Source organism: Thermomicrobiales bacterium, from assembly GCA_041390825.1.
Classification (GTDB): domain Bacteria; phylum Chloroflexota; class Chloroflexia; order Thermomicrobiales; family UBA6265; genus JAMLHN01.
Genome location: JAWKPF010000029.1, coordinates 26,425 through 48,992 on the forward strand (window position 1 = coordinate 26,425; position 22,568 = coordinate 48,992).

Genomic DNA, 22,568 nt, shown 5'->3' on the forward strand with positions numbered 1-22,568 from the left:
ACCCTGCCGGATGCGCGTTCGCTCTGATTGGGCGCTCGCACGCGCGCTTGTGAATGCGATTAGTGGTTTCCGTCGTAGTGAAGAGATTGCAGGATGATTCACCGTTTGAAAAGTACCTATTGCGCGGTTCTGGTGATGGTTCTTGGGTCGATCGTTGGTGGAGGCGGCGCGGCCGCCCAAATGGCGTCCCCGCAACTCAGCTGGCAGTACGCATTGGCCGATGGCGCCGCGTACGGTCTCGGAATCTCAGATGACGGCGCGACATTGGTCGCAGTCATCGGGTTCGGATTCGATCCCGGCGGCCAGATCGTTTCGCTCGATCCCGCAACTGGCGCGGTGCGCTGGACGCACGATGTGCCCGAAGGCGCGTCTGCCGATCCGATCGTGGTGGATGGAGTTGTCTACGCGGGAATGGGAAGTCTGGTCGGCAGCGGCGCGGCTGTCTATGCCGTGGACGCGAAAACCGGCGATGAGCTTTGGCGGACCGATGTCGAAAACCGGGAGCTCCCGGCAACGCCGATCGATGCGGTCACCTATGCGAATGGCACGCTCTTCGTGAACCGGGGCGATGCTGTCCTGCTGGCGCTCGATGCCGCCAGCGGCGCGGTCGCGTGGGAAGCCGATCTGCAGAAGCCGTCGCGCGGCGCGCCGTTCGTCGAAGGCGACACGGTCTTCGTGTCCACCGGGTTCGATGGCGGGCGCATCTTCGCGCTCGATACCGCCACCGGGGGAGAACAGTGGAGTGTCGAGGAGCCAGACAATCCCGTGACTGGTCCGGTGGGGGCTGGAGGCGTGCTCTACGTTCCCTTCGTGAACGGGCAGATGGTTGCGTACGACCCTGAGACAGGAGCAGAACGCTGGCGCGCTTCGATGGGCGAGCAGGACCCGGGGACCGGCACGTATCCCCGACCGGGATTGCCGTTGGTAGTCGACGGAACGCTCTACGTGAGCAGCAACGGGTTCGGTGGCGCGCATACCGCAGCGCTCGATGCGCTGACTGGGGAACCACGCTGGAGTGTCCCGACCGGTGATTTCTCGGCTGGAGCGCCCGCGATGGTCGAAGGTGTGCTGCTGGTGGGCAGCGACACCGGTGATCTGCTTGGTCTCGATCCAGTCACCGGCGCCGAGCTTTGGCGAGTCGCCATCCCCGAAAAAATCGACCTCGATTTGAACCAGGCGACGCCGCCATTGACTGGCAACGGTTGGATCTACACGCGAGACGAAACCGGCGGAGTCGCCGCGCTGATAGCTACGATGAGCTGACTGCAGCGGCGAGCCGCGGTACGGTCTGAAGACGCACCGGTTTCGCGCCGGCGACTAGAAGGGGTAGCCCTGTTGTTGTTGCAGCCCTTTGATGCAGGAGATCTCCCCGCAGTGCGCAGCCCCATCCGTAAGGACCTGATTCAGGATGTATGACAGCGGTTGTTCCCCGAATCCGATGGCCGTGTAGTCCGCGACGACTGCAAGCTGATCGTCGTCCAGTCCAGCGAGATAGCTGTCCGTGTTGGCATAGACTGCCTGCGCGTAGACACGCGCCGCGTCCAGATCGACGGTCAACGACCGCGCCCAGTTATCCCAGGGTCCGGAAAACGGCATGGGCTCCGGATACCCGCGGCGGCTCGCCCACTCGCCCATCAGAAGAGGGGTGACACCCCGCAGGCCGAAGTTGATGATTGCGTCTTCGGCGGTCAGGTGGTGAATGTAGTGCCCGGCTATGGGCACCACCCGGCCCGGGGGTTGCCAGTGCGCCTGCTCCGGCGTGACGTCGCCCATCGTTCCTTCGAGCCAGTTGTGGACATTCGCGAACAGATCTCGATAGACCTCGATCTTGGTTGTCGACATCAAGCACCTCCGAGCGCGGACAGGACAGAAGGAAATTGCACCGAATGCTCGGAAGCATGATACGGCACTCACGCCATTTCTTCGTCCGCCCTCCGGTGAGCGGCGCGAATCGACGATCCGCGTGGGCGGGGTGAGATCAGCCGGTCTTGTTGACCCCTTCCATCAAGCCTTTGGCGTAGCCGATGGCATAGAGCCGGCCCATGACGTCGTAGCCAGGTGACAGATTGGCTTCGCCAGCCAGAGTGGGGACGTGGTCGACGCGGAATGGGCCGGTGAACCCGCAATCGCGCCAGGCGCGCATGGTTTCGAACATATCGGTTTGCCCGGCGTCGTGGAACGTTTCGCGGAACTTCGCCGGATTGCCATCGACATCGCGGAAGTGGATGAAGAAGACCTTGTTCTGACCGGCGAAGCGGCGGATCTCCTTCGGCATGTCGACCACCATGGTCGAGATCGACCCCTGGCAGAAGGTAATGCCATTGTTCGGGCTGGGAACGAGATCGATGACCCGTTGCAAGTTGTCCGGACTCGTCAGGATGCGGCCAACGCCGCGCACCGGAGAGATCGGGGGGTCGTCGGGATGCACTGCCAGCTTGACTCCGGCTTTTTCTGCGACAGGCACGACCCGCTTGAGGAAGATTTCCATCCGCTCCCAAAGCCCGTCTTCTGAGATCTCGCCGAATTCGCTTAGGCCGCCGCGTTGCATGGTCTCATGGTCATAGCCGGTGACCAATGCGCCGCCGCGGTCTGGGAGCGCCATGGATGTGCGCAGCCAACCGAGCCCGGCCATGAAGTTGTGGCACATCACTGGAATACCGGCGCGGCCCATGTTGTCGATCATTTCGCAGAAGCGGTCGAGCGCCCAGTCGAACTGGTCGGTGCCCTGTTTGATCGGTTCCATGATCACGGATGGGGCAGACTCGATCACTTGCAGATCGATACCGTCGTCCGCGAAATCCTGTTTCAGCCGCAGCAGGGTTTCGAACTTCCAGACCGGTGGATCGTCTGGCCCTTCTGGCATGCTCACGACCGCGGCGGTAACCCCGGCTTGCTTGGCCAACTGCCACAAGATGGTGCGCTTGGCGGGCAGAATATCGGCGATGGTGAGACTCCAGGTCATTGGGTGCTTCGCTCCTTGGGTCAACTCCGGGTCGTTTGGCGACATTCTCGCAGTTTTCCGCCATCGAACCCGGGAAGGATGAAGCACGCCGACTCACGAATGCACGCCATCCGTGGGAACCAAGCGCAAGAGCAGCAGGACCCGGGCTACCTCGGGATCACCGGAAGCGCTTGGCGATGGTTGCGCACCGGTAGCGCTCGCTGTTTGCGGAGAAAGATCGAGCACGATCGAGGGGACGTCGTCCGCTACAACCTCCGGCTGCGCATCGGACGGTGAGACGATCCAGGTTGGCTGGAGCGTTGCCCAGCCCGAACCGGAGCGAGCGGTGCTCTGCGTGGCCGATTCGATCGAACCGAACCAGGTCTCCATCGATGCATCCGCTGTTGCGATCATCGTCGTCAGATTCCCCGGAGCGGACCGTCCTCCTTCGGGCTCGGAGGGTTGGTGGGTGTTCAGCGAATCGACTGCAGCAACGATGAGGTGGGCTGGCTCGCTGGAGGTCATTGTCAAGACTGCGTGTCCGCTTGCGATGGAAAGCAGGTCTCCAGGCCCGATCACGACGGTTTGATCCGCTCCCAACGCGCGCCACCGGTCGCTGCCCCTGGCGAGCACGGAGAGGCGCCCGGCGCCGCTGACGCGCAGGCTTCCGGTCTGCGGCACGACCAGCCCCGGGGCGTGAACTGCCAGATACCGCTCGCCATGTTGCGCAGGTGTCAACTCGATCAGCGCGGCGACGAGCGTCGCGGACGCGGACATGCGGAACGGAGCGTTGGCGTCCGGCGGCCGGTAGGCAATGGCGCCTGGTGTCGATGCAGAACCGGCCCGAACGATCGCTCCCGTTTCATCGACCTCGATGAGGGTGTCAAGTTCGAGCGGCGGATCGGTCGTTGTTTCCTCGAGTCCGGCAGGAACGAACGGCGCGCTGTCGTTCTCTTCGATGTTCACGAGAAAAGCGTCGTCGCTGGGCTCGACGCCCGTCAGTGACACGCGGAGGTTGGGGAAGGTGGCGCGAAACGCCAGCGCCGCAATGTCCCGCTGTTCGAGATCGACCGCCGGCCAGGGATCGAGCCCGTGTCCGAACTGGTCGAGCGTTTCCCAGAGGTCGTCCAGATTGCCGTCGATCATGAAGCGGTCGACGGCCGCCAGGCAGGCGCGCACGTTGGCGAGAACCTCGCTCGGAACGGGATCGGTGAACGGCCGCCCAAACAGGGGTCCTGTGGTGCGATGCGCCGTCAGGGCAATCGCAGCCACGGCAAGCAAGCAGAGAACGCGGAGTTTCAGCGACATGGCGACCCTCCCGGAACATGCTGGGCGATGAACGTGTTGGTCAACTGAATGAATGAGCTCTACGGGGGCGATCGCAGCGCGACGAGCTTCCCGGTGTCTTTTGACTCCACGAGGGTGGCAACGAAGATCGTCTGGTCTGAAATTGCGAGGGGGCCAGATCCCCAACTATGCACGGAGACTGGCAATGACCAGAGCGTTGACTGATCGGAGAGATCGAGCGCCGCAATCTCGGAGTAGGCGCCTGCCACTGCAACGTCCCCAGAGATAGGCACTGACGATTTGCCGAAGACCATCGGATGGCCGGAAACGGCATTCTCCCTCCACCGAATCTCGCCATTGCCGCGATCGATTCCGACCACGACGCCTGACACAGTGGCGACAACGACCAGATCCGACGTAACCGAAGGGGAACTGCGGCCATCGAACTCATCGGTCGATGCCATCTTCGCCTGCCATTCCTCACGGCCCGTGGCAGCATCGAGCGCAATCACCCGCGCGGACGCGTGCTCTCCGTAGAACACAGTTCCATCGACGTACGACGGTCCGAGAAACGCCGGTGTCCCCGGATGGGTCCACGCGACCGATCCATCGGCGAGCGAAAGCGCGAAAAGGCCTCCCGCCAGGTCCGCGTGGCCGGTGGTTTCCCAGCGCACGGTGCCATCGTCTGGTGAGACCGCATAGACGTGCTCTTCGCCTTCCACCCATTCGTCCGAGGAGCGCGCCACGAAAATGTTCCCGTCACCAGCAGCGACCGACATCGGCGACCCGCTCGAAACGACCAGGGTTCCGTCCACCAGAAGGAGCGAGCCGTACCACGTGAATTCGATAGGCTCATCACTGCGAAGTGGGGTTCGCCAGCGTTCTGCTCCGGTGTAGGAGTCGAGGGCATAAAGGACTCCGCCATCGTCGACCACGTAGATCGAGTTGGCCGAGGCCGCGAATCCTGCTGATAGCGTGTGCTCAGTCGGCGTCGACCAGATGAGCTCGCCGTCGCTGGCGCGGACCGCCAGCACCTCGCTTGGCTTGTTGGGAAGGTGCGAGGAGGAGCCAAAGTAGGCGACCTCGTCGACAACGATCGGAGCCGCGCCAATCGTTCCGCTCACCGGGTATTCCCAGGCGATCGTTGGTTGGCGTTCGATGCCCGGACCGGGTCCGGCATTGGATCGGCCGGGGTCGATGCCGTACATCGGGACGTCGCCCAGTCGATCGGACGCCGCCGGGATGACGTGCTCGTTCTCCGATCGCCAATTCGTCCAGATCGAGCGCCCGGCCGCAAACCAGAGCCCAGCGCCAAGCAGCACCAACAGCATCGCCGCTGCCAACCACCGATGGCTCCGCGTCAGACTCGCCGGCAGGATCGACTGGCTTCGGGGAGTGGCGAGCGCATCCTGGAATGCAACAACTGACGTTGCGTCGATCCCCGGCCGCTTCGTGTCAAGAATGCGAGCTCGTGCACGTGCCTTTGCCTGATCTGATGCTGGACTGGGAAAGAGACGCTCGATGGCCAGAATGAAGCGGTCGTCGGGCTCGTGCGGGATTGCTGTTTCCGGAGACACCACAAGCCGGTCCCAGAAGTCGGCAGATCCATGGGCGAACTGCTCAGGCATGGCGCATCACTCCATCGGCCGAGACATCGAACTGCGCGCGCAGCGATCGGATCAGGCGCGACTGCGCTTGCCGCACCGCGGTTTCGGATTTGCCCAGTACGACGCCAATTTCGGCGGCGGTCAATCCAGCGGCGCGCAGCTCGATGAGTTGCCGCTGCTCGTCAGGTAGCCCGTGGAGCAACTGCTGGAGGAGACGGTTTTGATCGGAATCCAGCGCCGCATCTTCGGGAACTTTGCCGGATCCACGATCATTTCCGCTTCGCTGAGTTGGACGGTGGGGTGCCGATGTGACAAACGATGCATGTCTCGAGTGGTGTTTCGGGCAATGGCGAAGAGCCAGCAGCGAAATGACGATTCGTCGATTCCCTTGAAGCGATGCAGATTGCGATGCGCGTTGAGGAACGCTTGACTGGCCGCGTCTTCGGCAAGCTGCCAATCGTTCAACCGGACCAGACAGAAACGCAGCACGGACTCCCAGTACCGATCGAAAAGTGCCTCGAATCGGCACGAATCGATACGCGCCTCCGCCACCAGGACGTTGTCGCTGCGGTCGGGTTCGATGCGTTCCGGTATCGGACGACTCAGAGCCTGCATCGGATCGTCGCCTATCGCGTTCGCGCCACTCTGGAAAGAGAGACGGTTGGAGCGGGAAAAGCGTGACATCATGTTCGGCTCGCTTCCGAACGGGTGGTTATGGGGATCCCGATGTGCTCGATCGCCGATGCGTTGGCGGAACGCGCTAGGCGTCGGCTGCGAGCTCCGCGGCGATCTTTTCGGCCGCGGCAACGATGGGGCAATGCAGGTTCACGCGGGGCCCCGTGGGAAAGATCGAGGCATCCACCACCAGCAGGCCATCCACACCGTACACCTGGGCGTGTGCATCTACAACGGCCATCGGGTCGCTTGCGGGACCCATCCGGCAGCTACTGGATGGGTGGAAGGTGGTGCCCACCTGGGAGCGAACCTTGCGTTCGGCTCGTCTCGCGACGACCAGGTGAGTGTGCTCTCCGGCAACGGTTGCACGATTTCGGCCAGGGGACCGGTGGACACCAACCGGTTGACCAACTCACACCGTCCGCCAGCGCGGCGAGATCGGCCGGATCGTTGAAATAGGCGTGATCGATGTCCAGAGGCGCCTCTGGGTCACGCGAGGTCCAAACGCAACCGGCCATGCGAGCGGGCGAATTGCAATGAGATCGAGAGCCAGAGCCGCCATTGACCGCTCGATTCGTCGAACGACTGGCCCTGGTAGATATGCAGGTCGATCTCGTCGTCCACCTGGCTACTGCGCGCCTTGATCATGAGCGGCGTGAATGTCACCGCATCGGGCGCCGCTCCAGGGGCAATTGCGCACTCCATGAGCCCGTTGACGAGCGGATGGTCCATCAATCCAGCGCCGACCCCAGGCAGATCCGCGACGACCGGAATCCCCAAATCCATGAGTTCGGCGCTTGGACCGATTCCCGATCGAAGCAAGATCGCAGGAGAACCATAGGCGCCGGCGGACAGAATGACCGTGCGTCCCGAGATCGCTGAACCGCCGCTCGTCATAACCCCTGTGGCGCGGCCATCCTCGATCACGACGCGGTCGATGGTCGCGTTAGGGAGAATCGTCAGGTTCGCGCGCTCGCGAACGGGAGCGAGATAGGAGAGCGCGCCATTGAACCGGACCCCGTCGCGGATGTTCTTTGGGGTCGGACCAATGCCGGGAGACTGCTCTCTGTCACCATTCAGATCGGCGATGGTTTCGAATCCCAGTTCGTTTGCCGATGCGATCAGCGCATGGTCGAGCAGTGTCCACTGTGATGCGGGCACGCGGGAGATCGGAACGGGGCCGTCTGTGCCGTGCAGTTTTCCGCCGAGCGGATCAGCCTCGGCTTTCTGGAACCAGGGCAGCAAGTCGTCGAACCCCCAGCCGGGATTCCCCATCGACGCCCAGTCGTCATAATCTTCGGCCGATCCGCGCATCCAGATGCACCCGTTCATGGTCGAGGTGCCTCCGACCACCCGGCCGCGCGGCAACTCGAGTTGATGGGCGAGCGTCTCCTGACTGTGCTCGTACCCCCAGGAGTGGGAATCGGTCGGGACACCCAGCGGGTTCAACAGTTCGGCCGGCCAATCGGCGAGATCGGATCCGTAGTCGGGACCGGCTTCGATCAGCAGCACCGAACGGGCTGGGTCGGAAGAAAGGCGATTGGCCAGTACGCACCCTGCTGGTCCCGCGCCGACGATGATGAAGTCGTAATTGGGAAGCTTCGTCATGGAGGGATCCTGCGCGGTGTGGTCGAAACGACATCTGCACTATAGCGGTCCGCGCCAGGGAGCGTGTGCCGCTCCCGAAGAGCGTTCCGTGCCAAGGAACGCACTTCGGATCGCGTCTGAGAGGTCACGCCGGGCGATTGCGCCCGCCTTGTCACGTCGTATGCCGTTCGTCAGAAACGCCACGGCCAGACCCGTGTCGCGGTCTCCCCAGCAAACTGACGATCCCATACCACCATGCCAAAAGGTCCGGAGTGTGCTGGTTGCTCCCGGCCAGTGCCGGCGTGGCTCGTTCAGGCCGCCAAGTTCGAATCCGTAGCATCGGCGCACGGGAAGGTCGAACGATGGATCGATCTCGTCCAGCACGGCCACCTCCAACATCCGATCAACCGTCTCGGGGCGGAGGATTTGAGCGCCATCGATGGCGCCACCGAGCGCGATCGCGGCGTAGAAGCGCGCCATATCGGCCGCGGTCGATACCAGGCTGCCACCCGGCACGACCGCGCGATAGATCGGATCATCGTCCATCGAGCGTATGACCTCGACACCCCATTCGTCCGTGCCATCAGTGGCATGAAGCTTGACGCAACGTTCTTCCAGATCGGGAGAAACCACGATATGACTCTGCTCGAGTCCAAGCGGGTTCAGGATCTCCTCGCGCAGATAGGACTGGTACGTGCGGCCATCGACGATGCGGATCAATTCCGCAATCACCCAGTGCTGGGTGAGAAAGTGATAGCTGCTGGTGACGCCGGGGCGAGTTTCCAGCGTGAGCGTTTCGAGGATGCGATTCACGTGCTGCGCATGGTCCCAGGCTGCGCGCGGTAGCGACTCTGGGGTCGACGGAAAGCCACCGCGGTGGCAGAGAATGTGCCGAACCAGAACCGCGTCTTTGCCGTTGCTCCCGAACGCCGGCCAATGATCGGCCACCCGATCGTCCAGCGAAAGACGACCCTTCTCGACTTGCTGCCACAATGCCACCGCACCTAGCGGCTTGGAACCGGAGAACATTGGGAAGAGCGATTCCGCGTCAACACGTGTGGCCCGCTGTGTATCGGCGTACCCGATCACCAGATCGAGCACCACCTGGCCATTGACCGAGACCGCCAGTGCTGCTCCCGGATAGAGACGCTGCTCGTTCACCTGCGCGCGGAACATCTGCTCGACCTGTTCGAGGTCAGGCATTGAAACAGGACGCGCGGCGTCTTGAACACCGACCAGCGCGATCATGGCGCTACACCAATACCGGCGTTGGCTGCCGGTCGCGGGCGATCAACTCGCGACGCAAGATCTTGCCAGATGGTGATTTCGGAATGACGTCGATGAACTCCACCATGCGCACCTTCTTGTAGGGCGCGACCTGCCCGGCAACGAATGCCATCAGCGTTTCCGCGTCGATTGGCGCCCGGGTGACGACAAATGCCTTGGGGATCTCGCCGGCGTCGTCGTCCGGATAGCGCACGACGGCCGCGTCCGCTACCGCCGGATGAGTCAGCAAGATGGCTTCCAGCTCTGCCGGAGCGACCTGATAGCCCTTGTATTTGATCAGTTCCTTGAGCCGGTCGACAACGTAGAAATAGCCATCTTCGTCGGCATAGGCGATATCGCCCGTGTGGAGCCAGCCATCGGAATCAAGGGTTGCCGCAGTCGCTTCGGGATCGTTCAGATAGCCCGACATCATTTGCGGTCCGCGCATCCAGAGCTCGCCGCGCTCGCCAGTGGGAAGATCCTGACCGCTTTCCGGATCGACGACCCGCGCTTCGGTTCTGGATGTGAGCTTGCCGGCGGATCCCTGTTTCTCGAACGGCAGGTCGTTGGGACAGATCAGCGTTGGCACCCCTTCGCTCATGCCATACCCCTGTTTGACGAGGCAACCAACGCGATTTCGGACGAGTTCCTGGACATCTCCGCCAAGTGGAGCCGCCCCGGAAAGGATGAACGCGAGCGACGATAGATCGTAGTTGTCGACGATGGGGTTCTTTGCCAGGTGCACGATCAACGGTGGCGGCGTAAAGATCTTGGTCATGCGATAGGTCTGGACGAGCTGCAGAAACCGTTCGAAATCGAAGCGGGAGATGATGACGCTGGTCGCGCCGGCCATCGGGCCGGAGGCGAGGTTGATCAACACGCCAAAGGCATGGAACAGGGGAAGCTGTCCCGGCAGGACATCATGCTCCTGGACTCCTTCGGGCACCGCGCCAACAGCGCCAGTGGCGACCAGCGCTCGATGGCTGAGCATGACGCTCTTGGGCATGCCAGTCGTTCCGCTGGAGCAGAGCAGTGCGGCGATGTCCCGCTCCGGATCGATATCGACCACGGGAACCGATGCGGTGCTGGCCAGCAGTTCGTCGAATGTCCTCAGCGTTGGGTGCTCGCCGAAGACAACGATCCGGTCGTTCGTCAGCAATGGGGCATTCGCCGCCTGCACCGTGTCGAGCAGCGCGGATGTCGTGAGCATGAAGCGGGCCGATTGGCGCGAGAGTTGGGTTCCCAGCTCGTTGGCTGTCCAGGTCGGATTGGCGAGTGCCGCGATCGCTCCAAGTGAGGTGATGGCATAGAACGCGATGGCATAGTCGATGCTGTTGGGGGCGAACATCGCAACCACATCGCCCTTTCGCACACCTCGTTCGTGCAAACCGGCGGCGGCGCGATCGACCAGATGGCGAAGTTCGCTGAAGGTCACGATCCGTCCGGATTCGGCATCGATGAACGCGGGCTTATCCGCGAGACGAGTGGCGTTGCGCAGCGCGACGGTCGGAAATGGCGCATTCGGGATATCGACGTCTGGAATGTGGCTTCGGTAGATCATCGTCGGTCTCCTGTCGTCAGGTGGGGCAAGCGCTTGTCGAATTGCCATCCCGGATTTGGCTTGCCGGGGTTACTGACATCCTGGGTTCCCGCGGTTCGATGGTCGTCCGCCGATCGGCGGATTTCACGCTGACGAGTAGTCGCCTTCATCCATACGTAATGACGTATCGGTGGTAATAACGTGTCAGACGATCTCCAGTTCGACCGCTCGCGCGGCAGCCGCGGCCCGGGTATTGACGTCGAGCTTGGCGAGAATGTGCTGTACGTGTGTCTGCGCGGTGCGCTCACTGACGAAAAGCTGTTCGCCGATTTCCCGATTGGAGCGGCCGTCCCGAACGAGGCGGAGGACTTCGATCTCACGTGGGGTCAGACCGAACTGCGGTCCATTGGCGTCGGATGGAACAGGGTATGCCGGTGGCGCGGAGTCGATGCGCAAGAGTTCACCAACGATCTCCTGCAGTGGTGTATTGGCTCCTGTTCGCCAGAGCGCTTGCATGCGCTCTTGTCCCATCTGCGTGCCGAGTCGCTCGACTTCTTGGTCGTAACGACTTCGATTTGGAGGAGGGATCGCCCCAATCGAGCGGCTTAGTGAATCGGCGGCGCCCAGTGTGACCGCTGCCCGCTCGTACGAGCCGGACGCGGCGAAGATGCGGCCCAACCCTCGAAGGCAACTAGCTGTTCCGAGGTTGTCGCCCAATTTCCAGCGGAACGCAAGGCTTTCCCGATAGAGTTGTTCTGCCCGTTGAAAATCGCCGCGACTGCGCGCGACCTTTGCCAGATGGGACAGCACCATTCCCTGCCCAAAGTCGTTGCCATCGGCACGCGTGAACACCAGCGCTTCCTCGAACTGTTGTTCCGCGAGGGTGATCTTGCCTTGCTCGAAGTTGGCATGCCCGAGCCCCTGCAGTCCCTGGACGATCCAGAACGGCCGGTTTGCTCGACGATAGTGCACCATCGATCGCTCGAACGCATCTGCGGCTTGGTTGAAATCCCCATCCATGCGTGTCGCGCTCCCATGACATGAAGTGTCTGCGCGACAAGAAAGTCGTCACCTTCAGCGACGCTCATCGCGAGCAAGGGCTCCAAAATATCCGCTGCGCGTTCCAGCTCTCCTGAATTGAAGAGCTGCCAGGCCGCTACGGACAGCAACCATCCGCGCAATGGACCCGGGCCAATCAGATCGTCGAGCACGAGCACCTGCTCCGCCCAGGAGCGTGATTCGGTGAAGTTCCCTTTCGTATACCAATAGCGCGCGGGTGCGATGGCAAGATGGCTGGCCCGCTCGAGATCGCGTTGTTCCAGCAAGAACGTGAGCGCGGATCGCACGTTGTCGATTTCGGCATCGAAGAAGGCGGACCATTCCGCCTGCTTGGGACCGAACTGTTCTGCAGACGCCTGATCGGTCCGATGAACCAGCCATTCCGCCAGGGCACTCATGGCGGTGTCTGCCTCGTCGTGGAATGCGAGTTGCTCCAGGCCATAGGCTCGCACGGTTTCGAGCATCCGAAATCGCGATTCGCCGGATGGTTGATCGATCTGCACTAGGAGGCTCTTGTCGACCAACGATATGATCCCTTCGAACGGTGCGAACTCTGGTTCGTTTTCCATTTGGCCAAGGACAGCAGCCGCCGATTCGATAGTGCAGCCGCCGGGAAAGACCGCGAGCCGGCGAAAAAGCACACGCTCGTCGTCGGACAAGAGGTCATAACTCCATGCGACGGCATCGCGCATCGTGCGCAGCCGGTCGGGCACATCGCGCCCTTCCCGGTTGAGGAGCGCCAGCCGGTCGACCAACCGTGCCTGGATTGCCCGCGGGGAGAGGAACTTCACCCTGGAGGCAGCGAGCTCGACCGCCAGCGGGAGTCCATCGAGCCGGATGCAGATGTCCGCGACCGTCGCGGCTGTCTCTGGTGTGACGGAAAAGTCGGGATTGACCGCTTGGGCGCGTTGCATGAAAAGCCGGGCCGATTCCGAGAGCAACAACTGATCGACCGTGGAATGTCGCGCGGGAAGCGACATGGTGGGCACAGGGAATTCATGCTCGCCGGCGATGTGCAACGGCTCGCGACTGGTTACGAGCATGGTGAGGTTTGGACTGTGGGCCAGCAAATCGGAGAGTTCGGGCGCGACCGCCATGACTTGTTCGAGGTTGTCGATCACCAGCAAGAAGTTGCGCCCGGCAAGATAGGCCAGCAAGCCGTCTCTGGGTGACTGCTCACCCAGACCGACCAGCCCGAGCGCTTGCGCCATGGCAGGTAGCACAAGTTGCGGTTCGCGGATCGCGGCCAGCGGGAGAAATCGCACATTGCCTTCGAACCTGTCGACCAGATCGGCCGCGATCTGCAACGCTAGACGGGTCTTGCCGACCCCGCCGGGACCGGTCAGGGTGACGAGCGGCACATCGTCTCGTAGCAGAAGCGCGGCGATAGTGTCGCGCTCCCGTTCACGACCGATCAGTGGCGTGCGTGGCAAAGGAATATGGAGCTCAATTGTCCGAGATGTCGCCACGATCCGGCTCCGAGTTGGCTGATTCGCTTCGACCGAGGCCATCATCATGATGCTGCACAGTGGCAGCACCGTCAATTTATGGTCAAACCGGCAGGTAGCTACTCTATTCCGTGTTCCACCGCAAGCGCGGCAGCAGCAGCGCGTGTGTTGACGTCCATCTTGTCGAGAATGTGCTGGACGTGTGTTTGGGCTGTCCGCTCGCTGACAAAGAGCGCCTCTGCGATCTCCTTGTTCGAGCGGCCGATGCGAATGTGCCGAAGGACCTCTCGTTCACGGTTTGTAAGGTCGAAGGGCTTCTGCGCAATTTCGATTGGCCGAGCGGCGAGTCCGTCCAGGTCGGTTCGAACGAACGTCGCGACCATATCCTCCAAGGGCGTTTGCCTGCCGTGTTCCCAACAGGCTGCGAAGCGATCGTCGCCCAGGTGTCTGCGGGCTGCGGTGCGCGCCTGCGCGTAGCGGGAGTGCGGACGTGGCAACTCTGCGCCAATTGCCTCGCGCAGCGCATCGGCTGCGCCGAACAGCTGAGCCGCTTCCTCGTGTCGTCCTGCCAGCACTTCGATCTGGCCGAGCCCGCGTAGACACCCCACAAGCCCAATTCGCTCCTGGTGCTCCCAACGAAGCGCAAGGCTCTCTACGAAGAGACTGCGGGCGTGCCTGAGATCGCCTCGGGCTCGGGCGATCTTGGCTTGATTTGTCAATATCATGCCGGCGCCGTAGGAGTTGCCGTCCTGCAGGAACACTGACAGCGCTTCGTCGAAGTGCCTTTCGGCCTGGTCGATATTGCCCAGTTCGAAGTTCGCATGTCCCAGGCTGTTGAGCGCGAACGCCTCCCATGTGCGATATCCGGCCGAGCGGTAGAAGTCCAACGCCGCCTCGAAGTGAGCGACCGCGTCGTCGAATCGGCCAGAGCTATCATCGATAAACCCGAGAACATGGCGGCATTGGGCAGCAATGTAGGGATCGCTCAATGCATTGGCTCGTGCACGCGCACTCAACAACATCGCCGTTGCCCGATCGATTTCGCCCATGTGAAACAGGAACCACCCTGCCATGAGTTCCAGGCGGTGCCGCTTCGTCCCGATCCCAATCGCATCCCCCAACGCAAGGGCTCGTTCTGCCCACGACCATCCTTCTGCGAGATTTCCACGTATGTGCCAGCAGCGCGACGCATTGACGATCATCCAGCTTGCACCGTCGACATCGCCCTGTTCGAGCAGCCAGCCGATAACTGCCCGGAGATTGTCGACCTCCAACTCGAAGAAGTTCGTCCAGGTTCGCTGGTTCGGCCCCCACTGCTCATCGAATGCCGTCGTGGTTCGATCGATGAGCCATGCTGCGAGAGCGTCTCGGGTGGCATTAGCCTCGCCGTGGGCATCGAGCTGTTCGAGGGCATACGCCCGAATGGTCTCCAGCATGCGGAATCTCGGTTCTCCCGCAGTCTGATCGACCTGGACGAGCAGGTTCTTGTCCAGCAGGGAGGACATACCTTCGAATAGGTCGATGGGCTGGGCGACATCGAGATTGGCAAGGAGACTTGCAGCCATCTCGGTGGTGCACCCACCAGCGAAAACCGAAAGATGGCGAAACAACGCGCGCTCTTCATCGGTGAGAAGGTCATAGCTCCAACCGACCGCGTCTCGCATCGTGCGCAACCGATCCGGCACGTCCCGCCCATCACGGCTGAGCAATGCGAGCCGGTCGACCAGTCGCGACAGAATCGCCTGAGGAGAGAGGATCTTCACCCTGGCGGCGGCAAGCTCGATAGCGAGAGGAAGTCCGTCCAGCCGGATGCAAATCTCCGCCACCGTTTCGACGTTTTCTGGTGAGATCGAGAAATCGGGCCGTACTGCCTGCGCCCGTTGCTCGAAGAGCTGCATCGACTCTGATTGCCGCGCAACCTCGATAGGTGAGGGACGCGATGGAACAGCCAGCGGAAGGATCGGGAACTCATGCTCCCCCTCGATGCGGAGGGGTTCCCGACTTGTTATGAGGATTGTCAGCTCAGGGCAGTGCGCCAGGAGCTCTGATATTTCGGCGGCTGCCGGCATCACCTGTTCGAAGTTGTCGACGATGAGGAGCGAGGAACGACCGGAGAAATAGCGCAATAGTCCCGCCATCGGCGTCTGATCGCTCAAACCGACCAGTCCGACGCTTTGCGCAATCGTAGGGAGAACCAGCTGAGGTTCCCGTATCGTCGCGAGTGGGATGAATCGAACGTTTCCCTCGAAATCCTTGCTCAGATCGGCGGCGACTCGCAATGCGATGCGAGTCTTCCCCACGCCTCCAGCACCGTTGAGCGTCACTAGCGGCACATCTGGACGCACCAACAAGGCGCCCACCGACCTTCGTTCGCTATCGCGGCCGATCAAGGGCGTGCGAGGTACCGGGATCATGGATTCGCTCGATAGTGTGCGGTTGGGCGACATGTCGTCCTCCCTGAGCAGTGTGAATGGCGCGAGCGTTACCCGATATCATCTTGCTGTTCGGACATAACGTCAACAGTCGCGGGGCAGATCCTCGGCCTGCCTCCACAAGCCGTTCACAATTGGCCAGTATGCTGCGGAAAGCCATCAGATGGACGCCGTGGCATAACAGCCGGATGGGGATCGAGTGTGACAGCCATTCTGATCGTCGAGGACGACCGGGAAATTGCCCAACTGGTGCGGGATTATCTCGACCGGGCCGGATATAGCACGTCCGTCGCGCAGGATGGCGACGCGGCGCTGATTGCCGCGCGCAATGGGCGCCCCGATCTGATCGTGCTCGATCTGGGATTGCCCAAACGGGACGGGCTCGATGTCATCAGGGAAATCCGCACGTTCGCCCGCATGCCGATCGTGATCCTGACCGCGCGCGGCGAGGAGACCGACCGCATCGTTGGGCTGGAGCTCGGCGCGGATGACTACATCGTGAAACCGTTCAGCCCGCGTGAGGTGGTCGCGCGGGTGCGGGCAGTCTTGCGGCGCACGAGTGCTCCCGAGGATGACGTTCACGTGTTGCGCCGCGGCGCGATGGAGATCGACGTGCCTCGCATGCGCGTGAGCGTGGATGGGGCGCCGGTCGAACTGACCGCTACCGAGTTCCAACTGCTCGCCACCATGGCGCGCCGCCCGGGACAGGTGTTCACCCGCGGGCAGCTCCTCGATGCCGTGCGCGGCGATGCGTTCGAAGGATACGAGCGGGCAATCGATGCGCATATCAAGAACATCCGCCGCAAGGTCGAACCCGACTCGGCCAAGCCAACCTACATTCAGACCGTGTACGGCGTTGGGTACCGCTTCGCGGAGGGTATGGGGTGAGTTCGACGCAGGAACCACCACCCTGGTGGCCGGCAGACGAACCATGGCCGCCCGACGACTGGAAGATGGCCCGGCGACAATTCGCGCCGCGCATTGCCGCGCTCATGCTCGGACTGACACTCCTGGTTCTGGCGTCGTGCATTCTCCTCTATGCCATCTATTGGGACGTTTGGAGGAAGCGTCGACCGGGCCGGCGGCGACGCTTGACGATCGTGCCATTCGGCGGTCTTGTCGTCCTCATCCTGCTGGCGTATGTCGGCACGCGCGGCTTTCACTCGCTGCGCACCAATGCGCTGGCGCTCGACGAAGTGGCAATGGGCGTGGACCGCATCGCCGCGGGGGAGTACGACATCGAGCTTGCCGAGCGCGGGTGGCCCGAAACGCAAGATCTCACACGGTCGGTGATGCTCATGGCGGCCCGGCTGCGCAACGCCGAGGCGCAACGTGTCGCGCTACAGGCCGAGATTGCGCATGAACTACGCACACCGCTTTCCGTGATTCAGGGGACCACCGAAGGGATGCTGGATGGGGTGTATCCCCGAGACGATGATCATCTGCATCTGATCGTGCGGCGTAGCCGAATGATGGCGGAGTTGCTCGAGGACTTCCGCACCGTCTCCACCGCCGAGGCTGGCGCGCTGCAACTGCACAGGGAACGGGTCGATGTTGGCGCGCTGCTCGATGGGTTGGTGCAGGACTATCGCGACGAGGCTACGCGGACGGGAGTCGGTTTGACGCGCGCCGGGATGCCCGAAGCGCCGGCTGAGGTCGATCCAGTGCGCCTGATGGAAGTCCTCGACAATCTCCTGCGCAACGCATTGCGGCACACACCGGAGGGGGGCGAGATCGAGATCGGGGTCGAACGATCGCCGGACGAACTTGTGCTCTGGGTGCGCGATAACGGCGTTGGGATCGCCGCCGATCAGCTTCCGTTCGTCTTCGATCGGTTCGCGAAATCGGCCGACTCGGGCGGGAGCGGATTGGGATTGGCAATCGCGAAGCGGCTGGTCGAGGCCCACGGCGGGGTGATCGGCGTCGAGAGCGTGGAGGGGAACGGCGCAACGTTTACGATCCGCATCCCGCAACCGTGACCAGGCGCTATGCAGGTGTCATGCCCCCCGAGTTCGAGATCCGCGGTGGAGCGATTCGCGAGACCGCATTTCAACACTCACCGGCAGAATTTGGGAAGATGAGCAGACGTGGGCGAGGAACAGCGTTCTCGACTGTTGGCGCAATCTGAGGGAGCGGGCATGCACTTCTATACGGGAGCCTATACCGAGGAGCAGTTGGGACATGCCAGCGGCATCGGGTATGTGCAGTTCGATCCTGCGTCCGGGAACCTTGCTATTGCAGGAGAGACAACAAGGGCGCGCAATCCGTCGTTTCTCGCGCTCTCTTCCGATGGTACGCGGCTCTATGCGGTAGACGAGCTCGAGGAAGGCGCGGTGAGCGCGTTCCGGCGCGATCCTGCGTCCGGCGCGCTCGAGCGGATCAACGGCCAATCGACCGGCGGCGCGCATCCGTGCTACCTGAGTCTGGACGCCATGGGCCGGTTTCTGCTGGTTGCCAACTACACCGGGGGAAGCGTGGCGGTGTTGCCCATTGCCGACGATGGCGCGATCGCGCCGGCGAGTCAGGTGCTGGCGCACGAAGGGTCGAGCATCGATCCGAATCGCCAGCAGGGTCCGCACCCGCACATGATCCATCCGTCGCCCGACGGCCGGTTCGTCTACGTCACCGATCTGGGAACCGACCAGATCGTCTGTTACCGGCTCGACACAAGCTCCGGCCAGCTCATCGACGTGGCGTACACCGATGTCACCCCCGGAATGGGACCGCGCCATTTCGCCTTTTCTCCTGACGGTCGAACGATGGTGGTGATCGGTGAGCTCGACTCGACCCTGAACAGCTTCGCCGTCGAGCGTGACGGTACGTTGACGGCGGTCTCGACGGTGTCGACCCTGCCGGAAGGGTTCGATCGACCGACCACCTGCGCGCATGTGCTCTTCTCGCCGGATGGCCGCTTTGTCTACGGTTCGAATCGTGGGCACGACAGCATTGCGGTGGCGGCTTTCGATGCCGATTCTCGCGTGCTGGAGATCGTGCAGATCATCGAGACCGGTGGAGCGGAACCCCGGAACTTCGCGCTCGATCCCTCTGGCGCCTGGTTGTTGGTGGGGAATCAGAACAGCGACACGATCGCCGTGCTTGCGCGTGACGCGGCAACCGGTCGATTGACGGCCACCGGCAACCGCATCGAAACCGCATCTCCGGTGTGCTTGCTCTTCGTCGAGGAGGCGTAGGATGGAACCGTTGCGTCTCGCGATCGTCGGCTGTGGGGGGATGGGCCGGCGGCATCTCGCCGGATTGGCCGAGCTGGAACGCTGCGTCGGTCACGTGGTCGAGTTGGTGGCCGTCTGCGATCTGAACGACGCCAATGCGAATGATCTGGCGGACGAAGCGAACCAGCTCCTGGGATATCGGCCGTTGGTGTTCACGAGCATCGAGGCGATGGCCGCGGGCGCCGATGGACTGGAAGCCGCCGATTGCACGACCGATTCCGGTTCGCACCATGTCGTGGCAACCGCGTTGCTCGATGCCGGTTGGCACACGATGGTCGAGAAACCGCTGGCGTTGACCATTCGCGGTTGCAATCAGGTGATCGCGGCCGCGGAGCGTTCCGGGAAGATCCTGTCGGTGGCCGAGAATTTCCGGCGCGATCCGATGAACCGTCTGGTGAAAGCGGTCATCGACTCGGGATGCATCGGCGCTCCGCAGTCGATCCTGGAAACCAGCGTGCATGGCCGGGATCACATCCTCATCACGCCGTGGCGGCATATGAAGCTGAGCGGCACGATCACGCTCGATGCTGGGGTGCACAACGCCGATATCCTGCGCTACTACTTCGGTCCGGTGGAGTCGGTTTTTGGGCAGGCGCGCATCTTCGAACCGGTTCGGGTGCGCGCCGACACGGCTGGTCCCGGCGGGTACTACGAGAAGTGGGCAACCAACATGCCCGAGCGGATCGAGCCGACCGGCGAGGACGCGCTGTTCGGGTTGCTGACCTTTGCCAATGGCGCCATCGGGCAGTACGTCGACAATCACGCCGGGCATGGCGCGCCGATGGCCGGTCGGCACGTTTTCGGCACGAAGGGTTCGATCACGCCTCCGGGTGACCGCAATGGGCGGCCCGTTCAAGTGACGTTGGACGACGGAACCGAGGTGTCGGGCGATGCCGTGCTCGATCTGGTGCCCGACTGGCGGCTCGATCCTGCCACCGCCGCGCTGTTCGGGAACGAACGGCCTGGAGGGTATGACTTCGACTTTGTCACCACCGACCGCAAACTGCTGGCCGTGGAATACGCCGAACTCGCACACTGCATACGCACCGGAGCCAGGCCGGAAGTGGACGGCGCGGTTGGACGAGATGCGGTGGCGTTGATTTGCGCGCTCTTCGAATCGCAGGTTGCCGGGCGCCCGGTGACGATGGCGGACGTCGTTTCTGGTCAAATCGATGCGTATCAACGGGAGATCGATCAGCATTTCGGACTCGTGTGAGGCAGACGATGAAGCTTTCCTATAGCACCTGGGGGATGCAGACTACTCCGATCGACGACGCCGTGCGGCATTGCGCCGCGCTCGGGTTCGATGGACTGGAACTCACCATCATCCCGGGTTGGCCGACTGACGCGACCACGATGACCGGCATCGAACGGAAACGCATCCGTCGTCTCTATGATGACGCCGGGCTGGAGCTTTGCGGGATCTCGGGAAATGTCGATCTGCTGGCGGACGATGCAGTCGCGAACGAGGCTCGATTGCGCAGCTATCTCGATTTCGCCGCCGAGATTCAGCATCCCGGCGATGAGTTGATCGTCACGACAGTCTCAGGCGCCACGCCGGGCGAGTGGGATGCCCGCAAGGGCGAACTCGTCGAGATCGTCGGCAGGTTGGCCGAGTATGCCCACGAACGTGGCGTGATGGTTGGTATGGAACCGCATGTGGCCCACGCGTTGTGCATGCCGGACGATGCCGTCTGGCTCATCGAGCAGGTCGGTTCTCCTGGCGCGACGATTCACTTCGATATCAGCCACTTCAATGTTCAGGGTATTCCGATGGTGGAATCGGTCGTGAAGCTCACCCCAGTCTCGCGGCACACCCACATCAAGGACGAGCGTGGGCGCTACCCGGAGCACGAGTTTCTGATTCCTGGAGAAGGGGAGATGGACTATCCGCGGTATCTCCGCCTGATGTCCGAGGCGGGTTATGACGGGCACATCGTGGTGGAAATCAGCCTGATGGTGCAACGGCGCCCAGACTACGATGCGTTGGCGGCCGCGACCCAGACCTACGACGTGCTTTCCCGCGCCTTCGAAACCGCGGGTATCGACCGGAGCCCTGCATGAGCAATCAGCCTCGACGTGACCTGGACGTGATCGCGCTCGGCTCGATCATGGCCGAGATCTCCCCGCCAGACAATCGCACCCGTGTGACCGAAGCGGAGTCGCTCGTCATGGTGCAGGCCGGATCGGCCACCACCTTTGCGCTTGCGTTCCAGAAGCTCGGCGGGAAGCTCGGGTTCATTTCCCGCCTGGGACAGGACGAGGTCGGCGAGTGGATCCGCCAATCGCTCGAGGCGGAAGGGGTCGACACCTCGGAGGTGCGTGCCGTCCCTGGGCAGCTTACGCCGATCTCGCTGGCCAGCGTCGACGCCAGTGGCAAGAAAACCTTTGCCTACTATCGCTTTCCGGCGTACAGCGAACCGCTGGGCACGTTGAAATCAGAAGAGGTTCCGGATGCCTATCTGCAGCGGTCGGCGATCTTCGATTTGACAGAAAGCAGCCTGCGCTCGCCTGATTCGCGCGAAGTTGGGTTGGAGCTCGCGCGGCGTTGCCGCGCGTTGGGGGTGCGCGTGTGCGTCAATCCCAACTACCGGCCAACCGCATGGAAGGGCGGGCAGCCTGAGGCGGTCCGCGTGCTGAAGGAAGCGATGCGCCTGGCCGATCTGGCGATCATGAACGGGGAGGAAGCATCGCTGATCTCGGGTGAAACCGATTTCGACCGGGCCATCATGTGGCTGGCGGTCAATGGTCCAGGGCTGGTTGCAGTGACGCATGGAGAGCTGCCGGCGGCGTTGATCGTCGATGGCCGGGTGAGCGAGGTCCCGGCGGTGCCGTCCAGGGTCGTTTTCGATATTGGCGCCGGCGATACCTTTCACGCGGCGTTTCTGGCGCACTACACGGCTGGCAACGATCCAGCGGCAAGTGGACGCTTTGCCGCCCAGGCAGCCGCCCTCAAGATCCAGCGCCCACCGCTCATCGATCAGCTCCCGACGAAGGCGGAGGTGTTGGCTGGTTTGGGCGCGTAACCGCTCGGGGCACGGCAGACGATCTCGATAGCCACTGTCACCGAGATCAGGCCCTGCATGCGACCTTCAAAGATCAGACGGATGAGTGACGCTGCCCGGGGAGACTGAATCAGGTTGTCGGCGGCGATCTGACAGACCAGGATGGTGCTGTCGAAGATCGAGGTATCGTCACCGGTTCGGGTCCGTTGGCTGATGCCTCTCAAGCACTGATGACGCAATCGCGTCTGCCATCCTTTGCAGGCGAAGGGGATGAAATATCTGAAGTCAGCGAAGGACGGACGAGTCCAGCCGATCGATCGACGTGTGAGCGTGCTTTTTCGACGGCGAGGACACCGTTCTCGAGTCTCCAGACCAATGCATCCCCTTCACGCAGATCGAGCTTCTTGCGGAGTTCGATCGGGATAGTGGTCCGCCCTTTGCGGGTGACCGTTGAATGGTAGTAGCGATGGACTGGCACGCAACGTTCCCCA

19 protein-coding genes and 1 pseudogene are annotated in these 22,568 nt (G+C 62.5%); 7 read left to right on the forward strand and 13 right to left on the reverse strand.

What is annotated here, in order from left to right; translation table 11 throughout:
* Window positions 1-105 precede the first annotated feature (105 nt).
* A complete protein-coding gene (locus R2855_15050) occupies window positions 106-1,263 on the forward strand; it encodes a PQQ-binding-like beta-propeller repeat protein (protein ID MEZ4532318.1) in 1,158 nt (385 codons plus the stop codon).
* A 54-nt stretch (window positions 1,264-1,317) separates the two neighbouring features.
* Here R2855_15050 and R2855_15055 read toward each other — a convergent pair whose 3' ends face one another.
* The 13 genes and pseudogenes from R2855_15055 to R2855_15115 form a co-directional block, all read right to left on the reverse strand.
* A complete protein-coding gene (locus tag R2855_15055; protein ID MEZ4532319.1) occupies window positions 1,318-1,842 on the reverse strand; it encodes a DinB family protein in 525 nt (174 codons plus the stop codon).
* Window positions 1,843-1,978: 136 nt separating this feature from the next.
* A complete protein-coding gene (locus tag R2855_15060; protein ID MEZ4532320.1) occupies window positions 1,979-2,962 on the reverse strand; it encodes a mannonate dehydratase in 984 nt (327 codons plus the stop codon).
* A 93-nt stretch (window positions 2,963-3,055) separates the two neighbouring features.
* Window positions 3,056-4,249, reverse strand: a complete 1,194-nt coding sequence (locus R2855_15065) for a hypothetical protein (GenBank protein MEZ4532321.1) — start codon at window positions 4,247-4,249, stop codon at window positions 3,056-3,058.
* Window positions 4,250-4,308: 59 nt separating this feature from the next.
* Complete coding sequence (locus R2855_15070; protein ID MEZ4532322.1) at window positions 4,309-5,856, reverse strand: PQQ-binding-like beta-propeller repeat protein; 1,548 nt, start codon at window positions 5,854-5,856, stop codon at window positions 4,309-4,311.
* Window positions 5,849-6,211 (reverse strand): sigma-70 family RNA polymerase sigma factor, encoded by a 363-nt coding sequence (locus tag R2855_15075; protein MEZ4532323.1) that lies wholly within the window; start codon window positions 6,209-6,211, stop codon window positions 5,849-5,851. The genes R2855_15070 and R2855_15075 overlap by 8 nt, the downstream gene beginning before the upstream one ends.
* Window positions 6,163-6,522, reverse strand: a pseudogene (locus R2855_15080) (sigma factor). Before R2855_15080 ends, R2855_15075 begins: the two are co-directional and overlap by 49 nt.
* A gap of 73 nt (window positions 6,523-6,595) precedes the next feature.
* Window positions 6,596-6,850: a GMC oxidoreductase gene (locus tag R2855_15085; GenBank protein ID MEZ4532324.1), complete on the reverse strand. Its 255-nt coding sequence runs from the start codon at window positions 6,848-6,850 to the stop codon at window positions 6,596-6,598.
* Between the two features lie 149 nt (window positions 6,851-6,999).
* The gene (locus tag R2855_15090; protein MEZ4532325.1) at window positions 7,000-8,118 is read right to left on the reverse strand and encodes an FAD-dependent oxidoreductase; all 1,119 of its coding nucleotides are present in this window, start codon (window positions 8,116-8,118) and stop codon (window positions 7,000-7,002) included.
* A 39-nt stretch (window positions 8,119-8,157) separates the two neighbouring features.
* Entirely contained in the window at window positions 8,158-9,300 is a 1,143-nt protein-coding gene (locus R2855_15095) for a serine hydrolase domain-containing protein (protein ID MEZ4532326.1), read from the reverse strand.
* Between the two features lie 49 nt (window positions 9,301-9,349).
* On the reverse strand, window positions 9,350-10,924 hold the full coding sequence (locus R2855_15100) for an AMP-binding protein (protein ID MEZ4532327.1): 1,575 nt from the start codon (window positions 10,922-10,924) through the stop codon (window positions 9,350-9,352).
* A 183-nt stretch (window positions 10,925-11,107) separates the two neighbouring features.
* Window positions 11,108-11,434 carry a helix-turn-helix transcriptional regulator gene (locus R2855_15105; GenBank protein ID MEZ4532328.1) on the reverse strand — a complete coding sequence of 109 codons (327 nt, stop codon included), beginning with the start codon at window positions 11,432-11,434 and terminating at the stop codon, window positions 11,108-11,110.
* A gap of 74 nt (window positions 11,435-11,508) precedes the next feature.
* On the reverse strand, window positions 11,509-13,431 hold the full coding sequence (locus R2855_15110) for an NB-ARC domain-containing protein (protein ID MEZ4532329.1): 1,923 nt from the start codon (window positions 13,429-13,431) through the stop codon (window positions 11,509-11,511).
* Between the two features lie 98 nt (window positions 13,432-13,529).
* The gene (locus R2855_15115) at window positions 13,530-15,824 is read right to left on the reverse strand and encodes a tetratricopeptide repeat protein (protein ID MEZ4532330.1); all 2,295 of its coding nucleotides are present in this window, start codon (window positions 15,822-15,824) and stop codon (window positions 13,530-13,532) included.
* Window positions 15,825-16,043: 219 nt separating this feature from the next.
* Here R2855_15115 and R2855_15120 point away from each other — a divergent pair, with 219 nt between their 5' ends.
* The 6 genes from R2855_15120 to R2855_15145 all read left to right on the forward strand — a co-directional run bounded on the left by R2855_15120 (window position 16,044) and on the right by R2855_15145 (window position 22,098).
* Window positions 16,044-16,730, forward strand: a complete 687-nt coding sequence (locus tag R2855_15120) for a response regulator transcription factor (GenBank protein MEZ4532331.1) — start codon at window positions 16,044-16,046, stop codon at window positions 16,728-16,730.
* On the forward strand, window positions 16,727-17,821 hold the full coding sequence (locus R2855_15125) for a HAMP domain-containing sensor histidine kinase (protein ID MEZ4532332.1): 1,095 nt from the start codon (window positions 16,727-16,729) through the stop codon (window positions 17,819-17,821). Before R2855_15120 ends, R2855_15125 begins: the two co-directional genes overlap by 4 nt.
* Window positions 17,822-17,980: 159 nt before the next feature.
* A complete protein-coding gene (locus R2855_15130) occupies window positions 17,981-19,033 on the forward strand; it encodes a lactonase family protein (GenBank protein MEZ4532333.1) in 1,053 nt (350 codons plus the stop codon).
* A 1-nt stretch (window position 19,034) separates the two neighbouring features.
* Window positions 19,035-20,288, forward strand: coding sequence for a Gfo/Idh/MocA family oxidoreductase (locus R2855_15135; GenBank protein ID MEZ4532334.1), 1,254 nt, complete (start codon window positions 19,035-19,037; stop codon window positions 20,286-20,288).
* A gap of 8 nt (window positions 20,289-20,296) precedes the next feature.
* Window positions 20,297-21,136, forward strand: coding sequence for a sugar phosphate isomerase/epimerase (locus R2855_15140; GenBank protein ID MEZ4532335.1), 840 nt, complete (start codon window positions 20,297-20,299; stop codon window positions 21,134-21,136).
* Complete coding sequence (locus R2855_15145; protein MEZ4532336.1) at window positions 21,133-22,098, forward strand: sugar kinase; 966 nt, start codon at window positions 21,133-21,135, stop codon at window positions 22,096-22,098. The genes R2855_15140 and R2855_15145 overlap by 4 nt, the downstream gene beginning before the upstream one ends.
* Window positions 22,099-22,568 lie beyond the last annotated feature (470 nt).